Source organism: Vibrio sp. QJM3NY_27, from assembly GCF_057785955.1.
On the sequence record NZ_CM173512.1, the window covers coordinates 468291 to 490184 of the forward strand.

Annotated in this window: 20 protein-coding genes; 9 read left to right on the forward strand and 11 right to left on the reverse strand. The window is 44.4% G+C overall.

Annotation, left to right across the window (positions count from 1 at the left end; genetic code table 11):
- Nucleotides 1–104: 104 nt before the first annotated feature.
- The 4 genes from AC3CIA_RS18010 to gcl form a co-directional block, all read right to left on the reverse strand.
- Nucleotides 105–1415: a glycerate kinase type-2 family protein gene (locus AC3CIA_RS18010; protein WP_488519428.1), complete on the reverse strand. Its 1311-nt coding sequence runs from the start codon at nucleotides 1413–1415 to the stop codon at nucleotides 105–107.
- A gap of 252 nt (nucleotides 1416–1667) precedes the next feature.
- Nucleotides 1668–2564: a 2-hydroxy-3-oxopropionate reductase gene (locus tag AC3CIA_RS18015; RefSeq protein WP_488519429.1), complete on the reverse strand. Its 897-nt coding sequence runs from the start codon at nucleotides 2562–2564 to the stop codon at nucleotides 1668–1670.
- Nucleotides 2565–2601: 37 nt separating this feature from the next.
- Complete coding sequence (gene hyi / locus AC3CIA_RS18020) at nucleotides 2602–3378, reverse strand: hydroxypyruvate isomerase (protein WP_488519430.1); 777 nt, start codon at nucleotides 3376–3378, stop codon at nucleotides 2602–2604.
- Nucleotides 3379–3495: 117 nt separating this feature from the next.
- Complete coding sequence (gene gcl, locus AC3CIA_RS18025) at nucleotides 3496–5268, reverse strand: glyoxylate carboligase (protein ID WP_488519431.1); 1773 nt, start codon at nucleotides 5266–5268, stop codon at nucleotides 3496–3498.
- Nucleotides 5269–5582: 314 nt separating this feature from the next.
- On the opposite strand from gcl, the gene aceB reads away from it, so the two are divergent.
- Nucleotides 5583–7208, forward strand: a complete 1626-nt coding sequence (gene aceB / locus AC3CIA_RS18030; protein WP_488519432.1) for a malate synthase A — start codon at nucleotides 5583–5585, stop codon at nucleotides 7206–7208.
- A 102-nt stretch (nucleotides 7209–7310) separates the two neighbouring features.
- Nucleotides 7311–7751: a GlcG/HbpS family heme-binding protein gene (locus AC3CIA_RS18035; protein ID WP_016795812.1), complete on the forward strand. Its 441-nt coding sequence runs from the start codon at nucleotides 7311–7313 to the stop codon at nucleotides 7749–7751.
- Between the two features lie 122 nt (nucleotides 7752–7873).
- Here AC3CIA_RS18035 and AC3CIA_RS18040 read toward each other — a convergent pair whose 3' ends face one another.
- The gene (locus tag AC3CIA_RS18040; protein ID WP_017075257.1) at nucleotides 7874–8311 is read right to left on the reverse strand and encodes a DoxX family protein; all 438 of its coding nucleotides are present in this window, start codon (nucleotides 8309–8311) and stop codon (nucleotides 7874–7876) included.
- A gap of 205 nt (nucleotides 8312–8516) precedes the next feature.
- Between AC3CIA_RS18040 and AC3CIA_RS18045 the strand changes: the two genes are divergently transcribed.
- Nucleotides 8517–9422 (forward strand): LysR family transcriptional regulator, encoded by a 906-nt coding sequence (locus tag AC3CIA_RS18045; protein WP_488519433.1) that lies wholly within the window; start codon nucleotides 8517–8519, stop codon nucleotides 9420–9422.
- Between the two features lie 28 nt (nucleotides 9423–9450).
- On the opposite strand, the gene AC3CIA_RS18050 is transcribed toward AC3CIA_RS18045, so the two are convergent.
- Both AC3CIA_RS18050 and AC3CIA_RS18055 read right to left on the reverse strand, forming a co-directional pair.
- The gene (locus AC3CIA_RS18050; RefSeq protein WP_488519434.1) at nucleotides 9451–9753 is read right to left on the reverse strand and encodes a hypothetical protein; all 303 of its coding nucleotides are present in this window, start codon (nucleotides 9751–9753) and stop codon (nucleotides 9451–9453) included.
- Nucleotides 9754–10027: 274 nt separating this feature from the next.
- Nucleotides 10028–10510 (reverse strand): MarR family winged helix-turn-helix transcriptional regulator, encoded by a 483-nt coding sequence (locus AC3CIA_RS18055; protein ID WP_010432677.1) that lies wholly within the window; start codon nucleotides 10508–10510, stop codon nucleotides 10028–10030.
- A gap of 125 nt (nucleotides 10511–10635) precedes the next feature.
- Between AC3CIA_RS18055 and AC3CIA_RS18060 the strand changes: the two genes are divergently transcribed.
- From AC3CIA_RS18060 to AC3CIA_RS18075, 4 genes are all read left to right on the forward strand, one after another.
- The gene (locus AC3CIA_RS18060; RefSeq protein WP_488519435.1) at nucleotides 10636–11529 is read left to right on the forward strand and encodes a DMT family transporter; all 894 of its coding nucleotides are present in this window, start codon (nucleotides 10636–10638) and stop codon (nucleotides 11527–11529) included.
- A 134-nt stretch (nucleotides 11530–11663) separates the two neighbouring features.
- On the forward strand, nucleotides 11664–12587 hold the full coding sequence (locus AC3CIA_RS18065; protein ID WP_054546179.1) for a LysR family transcriptional regulator: 924 nt from the start codon (nucleotides 11664–11666) through the stop codon (nucleotides 12585–12587).
- Nucleotides 12588–12757: 170 nt separating this feature from the next.
- The gene (locus AC3CIA_RS18070) at nucleotides 12758–14440 is read left to right on the forward strand and encodes a hypothetical protein (RefSeq protein WP_488519436.1); all 1683 of its coding nucleotides are present in this window, start codon (nucleotides 12758–12760) and stop codon (nucleotides 14438–14440) included.
- Between the two features lie 73 nt (nucleotides 14441–14513).
- The gene (locus AC3CIA_RS18075) at nucleotides 14514–15167 is read left to right on the forward strand and encodes a hypothetical protein (protein ID WP_065206761.1); all 654 of its coding nucleotides are present in this window, start codon (nucleotides 14514–14516) and stop codon (nucleotides 15165–15167) included.
- A 109-nt stretch (nucleotides 15168–15276) separates the two neighbouring features.
- Here AC3CIA_RS18075 and AC3CIA_RS18080 read toward each other — a convergent pair whose 3' ends face one another.
- Together AC3CIA_RS18080 and AC3CIA_RS18085 are read right to left on the reverse strand one after the other, a co-directional pair.
- On the reverse strand, nucleotides 15277–15672 hold the full coding sequence (locus AC3CIA_RS18080) for a RidA family protein (RefSeq protein WP_145563156.1): 396 nt from the start codon (nucleotides 15670–15672) through the stop codon (nucleotides 15277–15279).
- Nucleotides 15672–15980: an antibiotic biosynthesis monooxygenase family protein gene (locus AC3CIA_RS18085; protein WP_488519635.1), complete on the reverse strand. Its 309-nt coding sequence runs from the start codon at nucleotides 15978–15980 to the stop codon at nucleotides 15672–15674. The genes AC3CIA_RS18080 and AC3CIA_RS18085 overlap by 1 nt, the downstream gene beginning before the upstream one ends.
- Before the next feature lie 113 nt (nucleotides 15981–16093).
- Between AC3CIA_RS18085 and AC3CIA_RS18090 the strand changes: the two genes are divergently transcribed.
- Both AC3CIA_RS18090 and AC3CIA_RS18095 read left to right on the forward strand, forming a co-directional pair.
- Entirely contained in the window at nucleotides 16094–16996 is a 903-nt protein-coding gene (locus AC3CIA_RS18090; RefSeq protein WP_488519437.1) for a LysR family transcriptional regulator, read from the forward strand.
- A gap of 270 nt (nucleotides 16997–17266) precedes the next feature.
- Nucleotides 17267–18181: a DMT family transporter gene (locus AC3CIA_RS18095; RefSeq protein WP_488519438.1), complete on the forward strand. Its 915-nt coding sequence runs from the start codon at nucleotides 17267–17269 to the stop codon at nucleotides 18179–18181.
- A 100-nt stretch (nucleotides 18182–18281) separates the two neighbouring features.
- Here AC3CIA_RS18095 and AC3CIA_RS18100 read toward each other — a convergent pair whose 3' ends face one another.
- Both AC3CIA_RS18100 and AC3CIA_RS18105 read right to left on the reverse strand, forming a co-directional pair.
- A complete protein-coding gene (locus tag AC3CIA_RS18100) occupies nucleotides 18282–19463 on the reverse strand; it encodes an MFS transporter (protein ID WP_017075273.1) in 1182 nt (393 codons plus the stop codon).
- 206 nt (nucleotides 19464–19669) lie between these two features.
- A complete protein-coding gene (locus tag AC3CIA_RS18105) occupies nucleotides 19670–21670 on the reverse strand; it encodes a hypothetical protein (RefSeq protein ID WP_488519636.1) in 2001 nt (666 codons plus the stop codon).
- Nucleotides 21671–21894 lie beyond the last annotated feature (224 nt).

Sequence of the window (21894 nt, forward strand, 5' to 3'; positions counted from 1 at the left end):
CATTGATAGAAATAAAATGGTCGCTCTTATGTGGGGAAGAGCGACCATTCAATAGTATGTGTTTTCGAAATCTAAGGTTTTTCAGTCTATTCGAACTGTTCAGGTTAAAGAATCAATATTGCGCGGAAGTCATTCACGTTGGTTAGCGTCGGCCCTGTGGTCAACAGCACACCGACTTGCTTAAAGAAGTCGTAGCTATTGTTGGCATCGAGATAGTCTTGCGCTTTAAGCGACAGGCTCGAACCTTGTTGCCATGTTTGTGGGGTAATCCACGCGCCCGCATTGTCTTCCACGCCATCAATCCCGTCGGTATCAGCAGCCAATGCAAATATGTTGTCTTGGCCTTTAAGCTCGTTATATAGGCTCAACAAGAACTCACAATTACGCCCACCGCGACCATTGCCTTTAACAGTTACTGTGGTTTCGCCACCGGAAAGTATCACGCAAGGCGTCTCGAATGGGTGCTTGTTATTGGCCACTTGCTTGGCCAACGCAGCATGAACCTTCGCTACATCTCGAGCTTCCCCCTCAATGCAGTCACTCAGCACATAAGCAGGAATACCTAAACCTTCGGCCTCTGCCGCGGCTGCTTCCAATGCCGACATCGGCGTGGCAATAATATGGTGCTCTGCGTTTTTCCAACAAGCATCATCCGGCTTCACGGTTTCTGACTCTGGGTTATTTAACCATTCAAATGCCGAGCGTGGTGTTTCTATCTGGTTACGTTCTAAAATTGCCATCGCATCAAAACGTGTCGTGGTGTCGGGTACGGTTGGGCCAGAGGCAATCACACTAATGTCATCGCCCGGCACATCTGAAATCGCCAGTGACACAACCCTTGCAGGATAGGCCGCTTTGGCGAGTCGACCGCCTTTTATTGAAGATAGATGTTTGCGAACACAATTCATCTCATCAATGGCGGCACCTGATTTGAGCAGCGCTTTATTGATTTGTTGCTTCTCTGCCAAGCTGATGTCGCCACCGGGCAGGCTTAGCAAAGCAGAACCGCCGCCAGACAGTAGACAAATAACGGTGTCGTCAGCACTCAGGCCACTCACTAATTCCAGCATACGTTGGCTCACTTCTAAGCCCATCGCATCCGGGACGGGGTGCGCCGCTTCGATCACCTCAATGTGTTCGCAAGGTGCGGTGTGTTCGTAGCGGGTCACGACTAAACCTTCAAGATCACGCAGTGCGAGATCTTGCTGTTGCTTAACTTGCCAAACAGCTTCAAGCTCAGCGGCCATCGACGCGGCGGCTTTTCCTGCGCCAATTACCACAGTTCGCCCAGCTTGGTTAGCTGAGCGGTAAAAAATGTCTTGAGGAAGAAAAGGTTCGATGTGATTTTTAGGTAGCGCCTGATTAACAGCACTTGAGAAAAGGGTTTGCAGAAACTGCTTAGCATCAATGTCCATCAGCCACTCCTTAGTTGACGGAGAAAAAAAGAACCCCGATACAAGGCCAAAGGGTGCCTGCTAAGATCAAGTTGGAAAGGAACAACTTCAACCTCTGCCTCGTATCAGGAGCGCGTATAAAAGGAGACGAAACTACGCGATTTATAAACAAACTGTTTGAAACTGGTGGGCTACGAATCAATAGCAGCCCGAATTAATTAATGGATAATCAGTTGATTGACTAACCACTAAACGGACAAACCGTTAATTAGATTAACGAATCGAGTGGTCAGAACGTTTCTCAATCGCTTGAATAAGCGCAGAGTGGTCCCAACCTTCTCCGCCCATTTCGGCACACTCGCCAAACAGCTCTTGAGCGTTAGCCGTATTCGGTAATGCAACCCCTAACTCTTGTGCGCCCGTTAGCGCAAGATTCAGGTCTTTCTGGTGAAGCGATATTCTAAAGCCCGGGTCGAATGTGCCTTCAACCATGCGTTCGCCGTGCACTTCCAAGATCTTAGAATTAGCAAAGCCACCCAATAGAGCCTGACGTACACGTGCTGGATCAGCACCGGCTTTTGAAGCAAACACTAAGGCTTCAGATACGGCTTCAATATTCAGTGCCACAATGATCTGGTTAGCCACTTTACACGTTTGGCCTGCACCGTTATCACCCACCAGCGTGATGTTCTTGCCCATGATTTCGAACAGAGGTCGTGCTTTATCAAAGGCGTCTTGCTCACCGCCCGCCATGATAGTCAGCGCGGCATTGATAGCGCCTACTTCGCCACCGGATACCGGAGCATCAATGTATGACGCGCCGCCTTCATTGATTCGCGCTGCAATTGCTTTGGTGGCGATAGGCGAGATGGAGCTCATATCGATAACCAGTTTCCCCGTTGCGCCACCTGCTATGAGGCCTTGCTCAACGCCGTTGTCACCAAACAGGACGTCTTCTACTTGAGGGGTATTCGGCACCATTAGGATAATGATATCCGCGGCTTCAGTCGCTTCCGCTGGTGAATGACAGACCGTTGCGCCCGCTACGACAAGATCGGCAGGTGCTGCATTAAAGTGATCCGACAGAATCAAATCGTGACCTGCTTTTTGAAGGTTACTCGCCATAGGTTTACCCATGATGCCAGTTCCGATAAATGCAATTTTAGACATGTTGTTCTCCTTAACGTTTGAGGGTTACCAGACGTAATTAACGGTACTGGTGCAGCCAACCAAGGCCTTCTGTCGTTGTCGTTTTAGGTTTGTATTCGCAGCCAACCCAGCCTTGATAGCCAAGCTCATCAAGATAATTGAGCACGAATGGGTAATTGATTTCGCCAGTACCCGGTTCGTGTCGGCCTGGGTTATCTGCCAGTTGCACGTGTGCGATTTGGCCAATGTTTTGTTGCATGGTCGGCGTAAGATCGCCTTCCATAATTTGCATGTGATAAATATCGTATTGGATAGAAAGGTTATCGCTCCCTACCTCTTTAATGACCGCTTTGGCTTGCTCTGTGGTGTTCAAGAAGAAGCCCGGAATATCACGGGTATTGATCGCTTCTATCACTAGGCTGATGCCTTCTGCTGCTAGCGCGTTCGCCGCGTAATGCAGGTTGATCACAAACGCCGATTGCGCGTCTTGTTGGGTCACACCTTGCGGAACAATCCCGGCCAAGCAATTCACTTGTGTACAGCCAAGAGCCTTCGCGTAAGCAATCGCTTTAGGCACACCCGCTTGAAACTCTTCAACTCGCGCTGGGTCTACCGCAATACCACGGTCGCCAGCGTCCCAATCACCTGCAGGCAAGTTAAATAGCACTTGCTCTAGGTTATTAGCGTCGAGCTTTGTTTTGATTGCCTGAGCATCAAAGGCGTAAGGGAAAAGATATTCCACACCTTGAAAGCCCGCTTCTGCGGCAGCTTCAAAGCGATCCATAAAATCAACTTCCGTGAATAACATTGACAAGTTTGCTGCAAATTTTGCCATGACTCTGTCCTTATTCTTTATCTGTAAAAATCTGGGTTATTTGTAGTAAAGCCTCGCTCTATTGGAGACTTTCCGTAGAGCTAAACCTCAGCTCTACGGATACACATGACTTAATGATTACTTGTACGCTAGCGCTGTTGGGGCATCGCCACGGCTTTCGGCAAGCGGTTCAAATTCATTGATGGCGTTGATCTCTACGCCCATCGCAATGTTGGTTACTCGCTCAAGAATCAGCTCAACGACCACTGGCACCTTGTGCTTGTTCATCAGCTCTTTGGCTTGCTCAAACGCCGCGGCAATTTGGTCTGGTTCACGAACTCGAATCGCCTTACAACCTAAGCCTTCAACAACGGCTACATGGTCAACACCGTAGCCTTCAAGCTCTGGCGCATTCTGGTTATCGAACGCCAGTTGTACACAATAATCGATATCAAATTGGCGCTGTGCTTGGCGAATCAAACCTAAGTACGAGTTGTTCACCAACACATGAATGTATGGCAAGTTAAATTGCGCGCCAACGGCCAGCTCTTCGATCATGAATTGGAAATCATAGTCTCCAGAGATAGCGACAATATCGCGATCAGGATCAGCTGCTCGTACACCCAATGCGGCTGGTGTTGTCCAACCCAATGGGCCAGCTTGACCACAGTTGATCCAGTTACGAGGCTTATAAACATGTAGGAACTGAGCGGCCGCAATTTGCGACAAACCAATGGTGCTCACATAACAAGTGTCACGACCAAATGCCTTGTTCATCTCTTCATAAACACGCATCGGTTTCATTGGCGCTTCATCGAAATTGGTTTTACGCAGCATGGTCGATTTGCGTTCCTGACACTCACTTGCCCAAGCATTTCGGTTCGGCAGTTTGCCAGCGTCACGCCACTCTTGTGCCACTTCAACCATTAGCTCTAGCGCTGCCTTGGCATCAGAGACTATGCCTAAATCTGGGCAGAACACGCGGCCAATTTGCGTAGGTTCAATGTCGACGTGTACAAACTTACGACCTTCGGTGTAAACATCCACAGAACCGGTATGACGGTTAGCCCAGCGGTTACCGACACCAAACACAAAGTCAGAGTTGAGCATGGTTTCGTTACCGTAACGATGAGAGGTTTGTAGGCCCACCATGCCTGCCATTAAATCATGATCATCTGGAATAGAGCCCCAGCCCATTAAGGTTGGGATCACTGGCACACCGGTGATTTCTGCAAATTGTTGCAACAATTCAGATGCGCCAGCGTTAATCACGCCACCACCCGATACAATCAGCGGTTTTTCCGATTGAGACATCATGGTTAATGCTTTCTCAACCTGCGCTAGGGTTGCTTGCGGTTTGTAAGGTTCTAGCGGTTCATAGGTATCGATATCAAACTCAATCTCAGCCAGCTGAACATCAATCGGTAGATCAATCAGGATTGGCCCCGGACGACCCGAACGCATTAAATGAAAGGCTTTTTGGAATGCGCGTGGCACTTGTGCAGGTTCCAGCACCGTGGTTGCCCACTTAGTCACTGGCTTAGCAATGGATTCAATATCAACCGCTTGGAAGTCTTCTTTATGAAGGCGAGCACGCGGAGCCTGACCTGTGATGCATAGAATTGGAATCGAATCTGCAGTCGCAGAATAAAGGCCCGTGATCATGTCCGTTCCCGCAGGACCAGAAGTACCAATACACACACCTATATTGCCTTGATTGGTACGTGTGTACCCTTCAGCCATATGGGATGCACCCTCTACGTGACGAGCTAAGACGTGGTCGATTCCTCCGAGCTTTTTCATAGCCGCATACATAGGGTTTATTGCTGCGCCGGGAACACCAAATGCGATGTCTACACCTTCACGTTTAAGCACTTCAACCGCTGCTTCAATCGCTTTCATAACTGCCATTCGAACCTCCAGTTCAGATTGTATACAATTAAACTAACTTTTGTGTACTATGAATCATCCTCAGCATTTATCAAGCCCAAAATGAAACATTTTCATTACATCAACCCGTCACATTAAGTACGTACTTATCCTGAAAAGCTTACAATTCATTGCTTTACATAAAATATCTTTACGTAAAAATAAATAACAAAAAAATCAAATGATAAATAAATGTTAAATAGCATTTGCTTGTTTACAATTTCTACCATATAAATACCCTTAAAAAGAGCATTTTGTATACAAAATGACATCATATTGTGTAAAGGAGACAAGCAATGATGAATGACGTGAAAGAGAGAGAAGATGTGCTGTGTATGCAGGTACTTGGGAAGGTGGACAACTCCGAGTACAAAGAGATCTTGTCTAAAGATGCATTAAAATTCTTAGAAGCTCTCGTCAATAAGTTTGGAGATCGCCGTCATACCCTGCTAAGTGACCGCGACATAAAACAAGCTCAATATGACGAGGGTGAGTTACCCAACTTCAGAGAAGACACCGTTTCCATTCGCCAGAATAAAGAGTGGAAAGTGGCGACACCGCCACCAGAGCTACTCGATCGCCGAGTAGAGATCACCGGGCCTATCGAAAGAAAGATGGTGATCAACGCGCTAAACTCAGGCGCGAAAGTCTTCATGTGCTGCTTTGAAGATGCGTCTTCTCCTACTTGGGCCAATATGGTCGAAGGGCAAATCAACCTAAGAGATGCCAACCTTGGCACCATTAGTTATTTCGATGAGAAGAAGCAGAAGCGTTACCAATTAAACGACGATCCTGCACTGCTGATCGCACGCCCACGAGGGATCCACCTTCCTGAGCAATCCATCCAATTCAACAATCAGCCTATCGGCGGTTGCTTGATGGACTTCGCTTTGTACTTTTTCCACAACTATCAATCACGTGCACAACAAGGTTTAGGGGTTTACTACTACATTCCCAAACTTGAGAGTATGGAAGAAGCACAGTGGTGGGACGATATCTTCAGCTTCACCGAAAACTATTTCCACGTACCCAAAGGCACCATTCGTGCGACGGTTTTGATTGAGACACTTCCAGCCGTATTCCAAATGGAAGAGATCTTGTACGCCATGCGTGATCATATCGTAGCGATGAACTGTGGCCGTTGGGATTACATCTTTAGCTACATCAAAACGCTGAAAAACCATAAAGACCGCATCCTGCCTGACCGCCACGGGATCGGCATGGATCAAGAGTTTCTAAATGCCTACAGCCAGCTGTTGGTACGTACTTGTCACGCTCGCGGTGCACTGGCGATGGGTGGTATGTCGGCCTTTATTCCAGCAAAAGACCCGCAAGAGATGGCGCGTGTGACTGCCAAAGTAATTGAAGACAAACAGAGAGAATCTCAAAACGGACACGATGGAACTTGGGTAGCGCACCCTGCACTGGTTGATTTAGCGATGTCGATATTCGATAAGCACCTTGATGGCAAAGTAAACCAAATGGATTTCCAAAGCCCAGAGCATGTGATCAATGCAGACTCGTTACTAAAACCTTGTGAAGGCAGTCGTGACGAAGCGGGCGTTCGTAAGAATATACGCATCGCACTGTATTACATCGAAGCTTGGATTCAAGGCTATGGCTGTGTACCTATCTACGGCCTTATGGAAGATGCCGCGACCGCTGAGATCTCGAGAGCCAATATCTGGCAATGGATCCACCACGGGGTAACACTCGATGATGGCCAAACCTTTACCAAATCACTATTCCACTCTTGGCTTTACCAAGAGCTAGACACCATAAAACATGAAGTCGGAGACTCGCGCTATGCAGCAGGTCGATTTGAAGAGACAGCTGATCTTTTCTATCAACTTTCTACAGCCGATGAGTTCGCTGCCTTCCTAACTTTACCCAGCTATGGGCTGTTACAAGAGTCCAGTTAGGACTCTTGTACCGAGCTGAATCAGTCAATGATATTCACAAACTAGAGTAATGATTGGCTGGCTGAGCTTGGTACACGGCCCCTTGAAAAACTAGGAGATAACATGGGAAGTTTGACTCTACAACAAGCGTTAACCATCATCGATGGAACCTTAAAAGCAGGAAGTAAGATCCACACAGAACCTTTGACGGTCGCCGTCTTAGACAGTGGTGGCAAGCTGATTTCCCTGCAACGTCAAGACGGTTCTAGCATGATGCGACCAGACATCGCGATTGCTAAAGCGTGGGGAGCTCTCGCACTGGGCTGTTCCTCTAGAAAACTCGCCCAAGATGCTGACAACCGACCAGCATTCATCTCCGCCGTAAACGTGCTCGCACACGGAAACATGGTACCAGTACCAGGGGGGCTACTGATTCGAGACAAAGATAAAACGGTACTGGGCGCTATCGGGGTTAGCGGCGATATATCAGATATCGACGAAAGCTGCGCCATTAATGGCATTGGCTGTGCTGAACTGTTTAGCGACGAGATGCTGCAAGCTTAACTAGCCAATTCACTGTACTGAAGTTCTTAAACAGAAACAAAAAACCGAAGCCTGAGCTTCGGTTTTTATTCATAAGTTGCGCCAACAACACTAACGAATAAACTGCGATTAGACAAAAACCACTAACGAACAAGAACCATTAAGCGCGTCCATTTGGCGTCTTGCTTAAACTTGTTAGACAACCAGTAATCAACACTAAACGATCCCGCACCAAGTACCGCTAACGCCAAATACCCACCAGCAACAGAGACGTTTTTGTAGAAGTGAATCATTTGCCCCGATGAACTTGGGTCGAAGTGAAACATAACACCAGAGACTAAAGAGAAAAATGCAATCGAGAACGCTGTAAAGCGAGTCATAAATCCAGCTAAAATTGCAAGCCCGCCACCGAGTTCAAGCAAGATAACCAAAGGCAACAAGTGAGCACTAACTCCTTGAGATGCCATATATCCCGCGGTTCCTTCATAGCTAAATAGCTTTCCCCAACCCGCTTGAATAAACAAGTAAGCCAATAAAATACGAGCGAAAAAAGTCAGTGTGTCGTTCAATCTAGTGTTCATAGTTCTAAGCCTTGATAAGTTTCATTGCCGATAGGTTATTCGACTTAGCATTAAGATGATAACGAGAAAAATAGAACAACTTGTTTGAAATTTTAGTAGACATACTCGCATACAAATTACTGACTAAATCCGAAGATTCAACAACCTCAATACTGTTACCATGCCTTAAACTCATTGAAACACTTGCCCCATTTTTATTGATTTTATGAAGACTCTGAAGAAAACACTGCCGCTCGACACCTTACAAATATTGGATGTTCTACAACGTGAAGGGACTTACTCGTCAGCCTCTGCGCATCTCAATCGATCCGTTTCTGCATTGAGTTATCAGATTCAAAAATTGGAAGATGAACTCGGCATCTTGATCTTAGATCGTTCAGGACACAGAGCCGTGTTTACTCAGGTAGGACAAATGTTAGTGGAAAATGGCCGACAGTTACTAACTGGGTCAGATGAACTCATAAACCAAATACAACGTTTCTCAAGTGGTTGGGAAAGCGAACTGTTTGTTTCCTATGACGGCATTATCGGACAAGACATTGCGTTGTCGTTAATCGCCGACATGGCAACAGAATGCAGCACGCAACTGTATGTCCAAGAGGATATTTTGTCGGGAGGTTGGGAAGCGTTAATCTCAGGAAAAGCGGATATTCTTATCTCATCGATGCCCAATATCGAACTACCGAATACCGTGAACAGTAAAACTATCGGCCGTGTAGAAATGATCTGGGTGGCCGCGAAAAGTGCCTCCATTTTAAACGAACCAAATCCGCTCAGTGAATCCACACGACGTGAACACACGATCATCGCAGTGGCCGATACCGCGAAGTCTGCGCCTAAAGTCACCAAAAACATCTTACTGAATCAAAAAACCAGTACGGTCAGTTCAATGAGCAGTAAGTTAACGGCAATTCAACGGAACTTGGGTATAGGCACTCTGCCTAAACAGCTTATAACCGCCGAGTTAGAAGCCGGGAGTTTAGTGGAAATTGGCCACGCAAGAACCGTTGATATCGTGCTCGCGTGGCAAATAGGTAACATGGGGAAAGCAAAAACACTCGCTTTGAAAAAGTTAGAAAAATGCTGGAGAGCGTCGGCTCCAACTCACTAGCTCGATTCGATTAAGGCACTCCGAAAATCTATTTATCTCGTCCAATAAATCGACTTTGTTGAACACTCTCACCTTGAGGTGTGGTTGCTTCAAATCGATACACCCTCGGGATATTTCCCTTATAGAAAAAGGCTTGCCCTCTGCCTGATGTTTCTGTCACCTGCTGACCTCTAATATTAGTGGTGACCTGCGCATTAGGGACGCGTTCTCCATCTTTATGAACCGTGACGACGACGCCATTAGTTTGTTCATTGATCGACATTTTCAACTCTGCATGGGATGCAAATGAGGTTGCGAGTAGTGCTACGCTAAGGGCTATTTTAAGTTTCATTTCGGTCATCTCTGTATTGTGGGAATACGAGAAATATACGGATGGGGACTCTCTATTGATAACGGGAAGTCTTAAATAAGATGTCCTAAAATATTGAATTACATCGATGGAACTTGTTCGGTTTTCTGGCTCAGTGCCGTTCCCAAATTAACTGATACTAAATAGCGCAACACCAAATTGCAGACAAAAAAAACCGAAGCTCATCACTTCGGTTTTCAAATCAGATTAAGCTAGCTCAGTTCAATAAATTCAACAAGCCGCTCCAGCTAGTCAATTACTCGTAAGCACTCAACCATGTTTTCAGCAGCTGGTTAGTATTTTTCTTCTGGCTCGCAGACAGAGATTTCACCAGCTTCTTCTGCGTTTCAACATGCTCAGTCATCATTTGGTCAATCAGAATCAGACCATCTTTGGTTAGCTGAACACTCACGCTGCGTCTGTCTTCTTTGCTGTGCTCACGACTGATCAGCCCTTTAGCTTCTAGCTTATCAAGGCGATTAGTCATCGCGCCGGATGTCAGCATCATCGACCCAATCAATTCTGATGGCGTGAGTCGGTAAGGCTTTCCAGAACGTCGCAAGGTGGCTAGCACATCAAACTCACCGAGTTTCATGTCGTATTTTTTATGAAGCTCGGCAACTTGAGTCTCCATATACTTGGCAATACGCATAATCCGGCCCATCATTGCCATAGGCTCAGTTTCTAGCTCAGGCTTTTCCTTTGCCCATTGCTCTACTACGCGGTCGATAGCATCCATTTGCAATCTCGCTCCGTTATTAGTCTTGATTACTTCAAACTAGTTTAACATAAAGATACTTTACAACCACATGATCTAAGTATACAGTTCACACAATTAGTTATCTTAACGTAAAGATATTTCATATGAACATATTACTCGCGATGATCCCCGCGTTCTTTTGGGGAACAACTTATGCAGTGACGCAGTTTACTCTTCAGGAATGGCCTCCTCTGCTACTTGGTGCTTTACGCGCCTTGCCTGCTGGCTTATTGCTGCTTGCAGTAAAACCTAGCCTGCCAAAAAAAGGCGAGTGGCAGATCATTTTCACCTTAGGTCTGATTAACATCGCGACCTTCTTTGGTTTGATCTTCGTAATGGCGCTTACGCTGCCTTCAGCGATTTCTGGCGTAGGTATGATCTCAGTGCCTGTATTCGCAATGATCTTTCATTGGGTAGTGAAAAAGCAGCGCCCGCATTTGATTCAAGCCCTATCTGGTATTGGCTTGATCACCTTAGCGTGGATATTGTTCAACCCAAGCCAAATCGCTTTGAATCCAATTGGTTTAGGTGCCATGTTCGCCGCGATCATGTGTATAGTCATCGGCAGCAGCATTACCAAATCACTGGGTAATCGCATGCACTGGTGGAAGGTATTAACGTGGCAGCTGATTCTAGGCGGTGCGATTTTGTCTGTCGCGTCTGGCGTTCATGCGTTCATCGACCCACAACCTTATGTTAATGCTGTCACTCATTTCGATTCTCGCAATGCAATGGGTCTATTGTGGGTAATTGGGCTAAATACAGCACTAGGTTACGGCATGTATGTATGGTTACTACAACGCATGTCAGTGGTCGATTTCACCTTCGGTGGCATCGCTAACCCAGTGGCTGGCATAGTTACGGGGATGGTGTTGATGGGTGAATCCTTCACTCCAGTACAGTATTCACTGATGACAGGCATGATCGTGATGTCACTACTACCACAGCTTATTCTAGCAGTAAGGCAAACCAAAACGGTCAAACCCGTTACGCAGTAAAAGATTTAGATTGTTACTTATAAACCCGCCAAGTGCGGGTTTTTCTTTACAGGCATCACACCTATATAAAATATGTATTTGTTCTCGTACCGACCCAACCTTATAGTTAAATAACTAATAATAAGGTGCTCAATATGGCAAAAGACTTGTTTTCTAGCTTAGATTTAAATCTACTGCGAACTTTTATGATCCTGCATCAAGAGCGGAATATGCGCAAAGCATCCGAACGTTTGTTCGTATCTCAACCGGCGATCAGTAAAGCTCTACAAAGATTGCGCGATCATTTTGACGATGAGCTATTTGTAAAAACGCACCACGGATTACGTGCAACTGAGCATGCAAATATGCTCGCCGAGAGTATTTCGCCAATCTTGGATGATCTTTCTTTAGCACTCAATAATAGTAATGAATTCAACCCTAGTGAACTACGCGGGCCCCTCAAGTTAGCGTTATCTCCTTTCCTTCTCAGTTCGCTATCAAGTAAGTTATTCAAAGCAATTCGCTCTCAAGCTCCGCATGTTCAAGTTCAGTTATTAAACTGGTCTAAAACGACGATGGCTGACATCATTAATGATGAGGTGCTGATTGGTTTCAATTATGAAATTAACCACGCCCCCAAAGAGCTCTTACAACAACCGATAGCCCAAGACAGTTTTAAAGGTTACTTGAGAGAAGGCCATCCTTATCAGAAAGATTTTATTGAAATCAAAGATGGCGTTAAGTTTGAGCTAGCTACAATTATTGCGATAGATTGGAACTCTCATCAAACACTTGCAGAAAAAATAATGAAAATCAAAGGGCTAGAAGCAAGAATAGGCTTCCGTTCAGAGCTGCCATCAGCGGTTATTGATGTAGTACAAAACTCCGACATGATGTTCCCTGCCTCGAAATTTTTAGGCATAGAGAAGAAAACCTCGTTACGAGCCATCGACATCTTGTTTGACAACAAGGATATCAACCCTATCGTTTGTGCATACTTTCACCACAAACATCGTAACAGTCCGACAACCCTGTGGCTTAAGAAGATATTGGATAACCTTCTCAATAATAACCAGTAGTTATCACCCTCTTTACTCTGTTTCATTAATAACTAATCGTTAAGGCCTCTATTCTTTTAAGAGATTAGAGGCTTTTTTGTTCAGTCCATATACTTCTCTCATCGGCTAGGAACGCCACATAACACTGCAAGAAGCAAACTTTGTTCCTAACAATTATTTGAGAGTAAACCATGAAACTAAAACTACTAAGTACTGCTATCGCGGCGACATTCCTTGCTGGCTGTTCTTCTTCTGGTAGCAGCGATAACGGTACAAGCCCTGAACCACAGGTTGGCGTTGCTGATGTTATTTACAACGAAGAGCTACATACTGCTTATATTACTGGCGATGAAGGTAACAATGCTGTGGTTGTTGGAGATGGTAAAGGCAACGCTGTAGTAACAGTAAACGGTGAAATATTCACAATTCAAGGCGATGTTGTGGTCAACGCGAATGGTGACATCGTTGGCACTGTGGTTACAGATAATGGTGTTGCGACCGTTTATATCAACGACAAATCATATACATTAGCTGTTGAAAATGGCCGATTGATCATCGAAGGCTCAGTGTTAGACCCAGAATTTGGTGATGACGAATGGGGACCTTTTGCTGGCAATGAATTCTTTGCTAATTACATGATTGTAGACGACCTTGGAATGCCTGTAGCGCTTATCGAAGGTGACAACGGTAACTACATGTGGATCATCCAAGGAGATGATGCTTATTACCTCAACATCAACGGTTCAGATGCTAAACCAACTCACAAAATCGTAGAGGGTGAAGTGCTAACGATGTCTGGTGAAAGCACTGGAATCACAGTAGAAACTCACCGTACTGATGGTAAAATTACACATCTGACATTCAATACACCTCGCGGTGAAGAAATCATTATTCGCCATGAAGACGGCCGTCTAATCGCTACAGTCTTTGGTCACGGTCATGAGCACGAAGGCCCTGATTCCGCGCCTACTTACGGTGACATAGATGACGTTCTAGGCACAACTATCATTACTATGGACAACGGTGAGACACTGATTTTAAAGGATGGTGTTTTATACCACCCAAGCTCAGACAGCGGAGCTGTGCTCAATGCTGACGGTACAATCACTAATATGGATGGCGAAGTTATCGCTCACGCTGAAATGCAAGAGATCGGTTTTGTTGTGAGCTTAGAAAATGGCGCAGAAATTACGTTCCGTAATGATGATGGACGCCTTTTCGCCGCAATAACTGGCAAGCCAAATATTGAGAATCCAATTGAACACCCAGCCCCTTTAAACCCTATAGAAGGTGAAGCGTCTATCGAATTACCAACTATTGGTTATAACCTCGATGGAAATGCCCTTACTGTCACTCTTCTGGATGGTACTGAAGTCGAGATCAAAGACAATGGCGTAGCTGGTGGTGTGATTATTGGTCCTGAGGGAACAAAAACAGTTTCAAAAGCAACTATGGACGCTTATAAACAAGCAGCTGAATTGCTATCCATCGATGAGCAAAAAGCTCTTGTTACTGTGTTCTTAGTAAACCAAAGTGGTGACGTTATTAATGACGATGCGCGTCGAGCTCTCTGGCAAACTCAAAAAGACTCCACATTAGCGTGGGCTAAACAGTCACCAGAAAATACAGCAAAAATGCTACATATCATTGCTATTGAAGTTGACGAAATAGGGAAAGAACCATACTCACTAGGTTACTACCTGTTGACTGGCAAGAAACAAAGCATCGATGATATTAAAAACATTGCACAGGAAAAAGTGAGAGGCCTTTCAGATATTCAGAAACAAGAATTAAAAGGTAAAATGCAATCTCTATCTCAAGAACAACGTCAGCAAATTAAACAAACAGTCAAAGACCGCGCTAGTCGTAGCTAAGAAAAAATAATAAATATAAAAGCAAAGGAGCCGCTTATTAGCGGCTCCTTTTTATTTGAGAGTTGAGAACACGATGAAACGACTATTGATCACTTTATTGATGCCCTTTGCCATATATGCAAACGACCATCAATTACAAACATTAAGTTACCACGAGCCGAGTTTAAGCTTTCAAACTGCTAAAGCAGGCGATAGTTGGATAGGGACAGTTTCTGGAGTAATTCAAGCAACCGAGGAGATCAACGTCAGTGCCGAAATCGACTCGGAAGGTTACCTAGAAATAGGCACTGGTTACGGCTTAATGTTGGGTAACTTTTACACTGAAGCTTTCGTGAGTTATGGCCGAGCAGACCTTATCGATATCTACGACATAGGCTTATTTGGGGGTACTGCAATCACGAACAATATTATGGTATTTGCGAACACATCGCATGAATGGCGCGATGTTTCTTTGTCCCTCATAGATATGACAGATAGGGAATGGAAGAACACGGTTGGTACCAGTTACTCTCCTACAGAATTTATGAACTTTTCCTATTCGTTCAGTCATGATCGCCAATTAACGGGTTCAAAAGGTTATTACAACAGCCAAGACGTCACTTTTACGCTGAAACCCAAATGGGTGGAACCTTATGTGAAATACACATTCGGTCAAAAGCGCGTTAGCCCCGGAGATGTATTTCGTTCAGATGGCAGCGTCGAGCTAGGTTTCAACCTTCGTTTTTAGTTTACCGTTTCGTGTGGTAGCTCTCACCCCTTTATAGTCTGATTCAATAAAGGGGTTTTTTACGCCATTAAGATTCCATCTCAATGAGATTGAGAATACAGCAATCGACTTAAATCACTTTCGCCGCCTCAGCTTCAATTTCAACTTTCCATCGCTCATCAAATAACCCACTAACAAACAATAATGTCGTTGGGAGACCACCAACATCGAAAGGCAAGCGTTGCTTTGCAGCTTGATACTCAGGCATATCATTTCGATCAACTAAGTACAGCCTTACACTGATAAGATCTTCCACATCCATTTGATTGGCCTGAAGCACGCCTCTCAAATTTTTCCAAGCTAATACAATTTGTTCTTCCGCACTCTCAGCAACCATACCTTGGCTATCAATCCCTAGTTGCCCGGCTATATGTAACCGCGTCGAGCCAGCAGGAATCAACGCACACTGGTGATAATTAGCGGCCGGAGCGGGTACTGAAGAAGGGCTCCATATCTTATTCATCATTACGCCTCAGAGACTGTGACGATTTTTGACATGACGGTGATAATTGGCATATCCGTAAGCATCGCGCCTAAACGGTCAAAATCGCCAATATCTTTGCGCCAAGCAATGTATTCATTGAAGTGAGCGTTACTTTCCCATTCTTCGCATAGAACCAAGGCGTTTTCAGACAGATCTTTTTGGTAAAGTTCCGCAGAAAGGTTACCGTTGAAAGTTCGAGTATCTGGCAATATTTCGTTAAAAAATTCAACGATCTCTGCCGTTTTATCTTCAGCATGGCTCAAGGTGAATTGCACTAAAATAGTCATTATTCTCTCCGTTTTCTTATTTTGTTAAGGTACGAGGAGAAGCTTACTTGTTTGTGAAAATAGATAAATACAGTAGGATTTCAAACATCGTTCGATTTTATGAGACAATAACAACAATGAAAAACGAATTACATCGTATGCAAGTATTCGCCCAAATCGTAGATTCTGGCTCTATAACCAAAGCGGCTGATAAGCTAGAGCTATCAAAGTCTGTCGTTAGTCACCATTTACAAGGACTTGAGCAATACCTTGATGTAAAACTACTCACTCGAACAACACGTCGACAATCTCTAACTGATGCTGGTCAGCGCTTGTATCAACGATGTTTGGAAATGCGAAAATTAATGACACTTGCTGAGGAAGAAGCACGCGAGTCCTGTTCTGATTTTGCAGGCACCATCATCATCACCTCGCCACACACATTGATGACAAATCTTATTGGACCGGCGATGTGTGAGTTCATGAAAGCCCATCCCCGTATCGAACCTCAATTATTAGCCAGCGATATGCGCCTCAATCTCATCGATAAATACATAGATCTATCGGTCACAGTAGGCGACCTACCAGATTCAACATCTCGAGCAATAAAGCTTGGTGACCTTCAACAGGTACTGTGCTGCCACCCAGACTATCTTGCGAACACACAATTACAGTTACCCGTCACCTCAAATGATCTTTCCGAATATGATTATATTGCCAATCAGTGGGAAGGTATTAACAGCCAAAGAAGTTTTGAAGTGAGCAAAGGGAAAGTGAACACCTACCAATTCAAGGCCAATCGTACAGGTGACAGTGTTCCTACCATGAAAATGATGGCTTTATCTGGATTAGGCATTGCTTGCTTACCAAAACAAGCTATTGAAGAAGAACTACTCAAAGGTACATTAGTGAGCCTTTTGCCGGAAGGGCAGATACTTAAAGCCCCTTTCTATATCGTGCATAACTATGGCTTGCAAATGCCAGCCAGGATTCGAGCTTTTATGGACGACCTAAAACGACACGCTGAATCTTATTCATAAGTGACTCACACAATCAAACGAAGAGAATTAAATATTAGAAGGCCCATTTCTAATATTTAATTTGACCCCACAAAGAATAATGACATTGTTAAATATAAACATTGAAGAAATAATTTACTTATAATTGTAAGATTGGAGATTTTATTTCTATAAAAAGCAAAATCAGAGACAAAAAGACAAAAAATTTCTCCGACTACTTATCTATACTGTGCCACGTCATTAAGGCGCCACAAGCCTATGATTTAAAATAATTATTAATGAGTAGTCACCATGAATTCGAAGTCTCTAACTATCTTGCTTTTTGTCTCTGTTTGCTTAATTTGGGGAACCACTTGGTTCGCTATGGAAGTGGCATTGCATTCTATCCCACCTATTTTTGCCACTGCACTGCGCTTTTTCCTTGCAGCACCTCTGCTAGTCGTTTTAGCAAAAGTCTTTAATCAACCACTCCTGTTCCCAAAAGGTAAGCGTCAGTGGTTACTTATTGTGGCACTGATGTACTTCGCGATTCCGTTTACTTTGATGATCTACGGCGAGCAATATATCTCTTCTGGTTTAGCGTCGATCATCTTCGCGAACATGCCAGTTGCTGTCATGCTAATGTCTGGCTTATTCCTAGGCCTACGATTGGCAAAGCACCAAATATTCGGTTTGATCACGGCTGTTGTGAGCCTATGTTTAATCCTTGGCAACGAAATGCAGATGGGTGGCGATGATTACCTAATGGGTACCATTTGCCTAGGACTTGCTGTCGCCATTCACGCTGTTATGTATGTGTTGGTTCAGAAACACTGCAAGGGCATTGAAGTGCTGACTTACAACGCATTACCGAGCTTTATTGCTTCTCTATTCTTATTCGCTGTCTCGGCTATCGGTGAAAACGTCAATGTTGAATCGTTCACTTGGGATTCGATTTCAGCCGTGATTTACCTAGGCTTGGTAGCGAGTGTTGGGGGCATTGTTGCTTACTTCAAGCTGGGACAGGTTTCGTCACCTTTCCAAGCTTCTATCTGCTTCCTGATTTTCCCTGTAGTTGCTCTACTGATCTCTTGCTACGTCAATGGTGAAGTTCTATCTGAACAGTCTCTTCTTATGATGCTCCCTCTACTTTGTGGCATCTTGCTGACCAAGGCACCAAAGGGAATCTTCAAGCTGCGTGGTGGATTAAAAACCGTAAGAAGCTAATCCGATTAAAAGTTAATTAGGTATTCCAAATAGCACATACAAAAAAGCTCCAATATCGCTATTGGAGCTTTTTGTTTATCTCATCAGATTGAAATGCACATTAGCGCCAGCTAAACATCCGGACTTCGTTACCCTCTTCAGGCTTCTTAGGAATGTTTAAAGACAGCGCCAGAGAAACCACTGCCATTGCTGCACCAATGTAAAAAACTGTCGCAGGGGAAGACAACCAAATCACACCAAACGCGACTGGAATAACAACCGCGGCGATATGGTTGATGGTGAAAGAGACACCAGCAGTCGATGCCATATCAGCAGGATCTGCAATTTTCTGGAAGTAGGTTTTAATCGCCAATGCCAACGCAAAGAACAGATGATCGACAACATACAGCGCGGCTGCCCACTCCGCCGTTTGTACTAAAGCATACCCAACGAACACACCAATCAAACCGACATACTCGAAGATCAGCGCCTTCCGCTCACCAACCACACCAATAAATCGACCAATGCGTTTGGCGAACAAAAAGTTAAACAAGTAGTTAATTAAGAACAGTAGCGTGATGTCTGCAGCCGAGTAACCGAACTTCTCTACCATCAAGAAGCCTGCGAACACCGTGAAGATTTGTCTTCTTGCGCCGCTCATAAACGTTAGCGCGTAGTAGAGCCAGTAACGCTTTCTCAATACCAACTTTTTATTTTGCTGAGTCTTGGTTTGAAATTCAGGGAAACCAAAGGTCATCACTAAAACCAGAATAAAACCAATGCCTCCAGTAATGCCGTACACCCAAGCGAAATCCAGCTTAAGCTGTTCCAACATCACCCAGATAGATCCGTACGTTATCAATGACGCGAGCGCGCCCACAGAGATCATTTTACCCAGCATCTCGGGTGCTTCTTCTTTATTCAGCCACTGCAAAGATAAAGATTGCTTAAGCGTTTCAAAATAGTGAAAGCCCGTCGACATCAAAATCGTAGTTAGTAACAAGCCTGTGAGTGTAGGAAATAAACCGGTAATCGCCGTGCCTACGGTCAGCATCGCCAGCGATATCAACATAAAGCGTTGCTCACGAATGAATGCCAAAACAAACACCACGGTAAACGCTAAGAAACCAGGAATCTCACGAACGCTTTGCAACAAGCCAATATCGGCACCATCAAAGTTCGCTTTCTCTATCACGAAGTTATTCAGCAGAGCCATCCAGCTTGAAAACGCGACAGGGACAACAATCGAAATCAGTAATAAAAAGTTTTGCGGCGTTTTCCAGCTCGCTGTTGATGCACTCATGACAGCCAAATCCTAAATAGTAATCCAGTATCATACTCCGGTTTTATGGCGATTAACAAACGATTAACTTTTGTTTTTCTGATGTATATAAAGGCTATAAATAGAAAATACAGAAAGCAATAAGCTAGGGGAATAGGCAGTTACGCGTAGAGAAGGACATTAAAATAAGAAGGGAGGAAACCTCCCTTCTTTGAAACTAAAAACCGTTAAAGGCCTTTATAGAAGGTTAACCACTCACCTCGTTCCAAACCACTCACATGTACCCCAGTGATACTATTCGAGGCCGTTGCATTCGCTGGCAAAAATGACAGGTTTACATTTTTAAATTTATCGGAGATTTCACTTTCTGTCCCCGTTTGAGAAAGAACATAACCCAAGTTGGTTGAATTCCAATTTGAATTACCGCTGTCTTCCCACTTTTTGAGGAGCTCTTTGGTCACCAACTGGCTGCCAACCTTGAGAGCCGGGCCGCTGATATTTCGGAACTGATAATAGTCCGCACCCGAAGAAGTTAACGCAATCACCTTATCTTCTAACACATACAAAGACTTGATGGCATTGTTACTCAAAGACTCTGTTACAAGTAAGCTTCTCGTCATGTTATCAACGATATAAAGAGAACTTGCTGTGGTAATAGCACTGGTTTTTCCGTCTCGCGATGTCGCTATTTTGCTAATAGCAGAATCAACGGTCAGATCCCCAAGTACGGTTTGTTGTATCGAGTTAGACACCCACTCAACCTTATTGCTATCCAACCCCAACAATATCTGCTGATTCACGACAATATTGGCTGTTTTAAGGTTTAACTTATCAATCGTCATCTTAGTGGATAGGTTAGCCGTATCGATAATTTCTGCCGCTAAATTACTGTTTGAAAAGTAATTCTTATAAACAATTAATGCTTCACTTTCGTCATAAGATGACATGACTTGCGGTGAGGAAGCTTTCAATGCGTGACTCCAGCTTTTCATATCAAGCTTATTAGCACTTAGCAATTTGAGTTCTTGCTGTGAGTATATCGAGCTTCCGGTATTTTTAATCGCCAGTAACGAGCCACTTTGTAACAGAGGAACCACTGCTGCGAAGTTATCATTGATGCACGACTCACTTGATTTAGGCGGAACGGCTGGATTAGGTTTTGGAATGGGTGGAAGTGTGCCTCCGCTACGACTGCTGTATGTATCAATCGCAAAAGCCTTCACGCCAACATTGTTGTTATTCGAACCATTGAGGCTCGTGAGGAAAACACCATTAGCGCCTTGGCTATTACAAATATCACTCGATGTGGGTGAAACGTAAGCGGTTGGTTTGTAAACCTTGTATGCCTGAACACCATTTAACGTAGGAACTAACTGAATGATTTCGCTCGAGTCTACCGGTATTTCTCCGCCTCCAGTACCACTGCCATGGTCGTCATCATCGTCGTCATCATGGTCGTCGTAATCATCATCATCATCGTCGTCGTGCGAACGGATGCTAACCAAACCAGAAGCCGTTTTAGATGCAGGATCACCATTGATTGTCACCGGCTTATTACGTGAAGAACTATCAATTTGCATAACCACATCATTAGCCGTTAAAAACACAATCTGACTGTTCGCAGGGTTCAACGCTATCGATTTAGCACCATATAATTCTGGCACTGATTGGGAGCCTCTCACGATCAATGAATCTTCAATTTGCAGATGTCTAGAAACCGCCCCAGCCACATCGATAGCTGATAAATCTAGAGTCTTGTGCTCAATCATTAGATCTAACGCGTGAGCAATATTAGTATAAGGCGCTTGCTTGCCGTCACTTTGTGCCTTTTTCAAAGAATTTAGCAACAAATCAGATGAATCTTTAGGGCCATAGGTGGTATCGAGCGTACTGAAATTGATACCAACATGATCACCCAACTTACTTTGAAGTGATGATTTTGCTTGTTCAATATCGTTGCTTACGCCGGGATTAAACATCATCTCACTATGAATCAAGGTCGTGAAAGGTGTGACCAATTCCATATTGGGAGAAGCGGTCAAAATTGCACCATCATATTGCCTCTGTTTCGCGTACCCAGAAACCTCTTCAAGCTGTTTCTCTTGGTCACTGCATACGCCGTTCAGATCTGCATCAGCACATACTAATGAACCTTGATAGGCGTAGCCTGAAGCCGATGTTCCAACCGAACTATCCCCGTCCGAACCGCCACCACATCCAGAGACCATTAAGACACCAGATATTGCTAGTGACAGCTTGCATATTAAAAATTTATTGTGCATTTTTTCGACCGATTCACCTAGTTTATGATTTGATTGATAGTATTTTATTTTGCTATTAAATCACTTAACGAAATAAAAGATCAAATGATATTGATAATTACTATCATTTAAATTAATATCCCCCGCCTTTCCTATCGGTAATTTATAAATTATTTGGAGTTCAGGTGGTA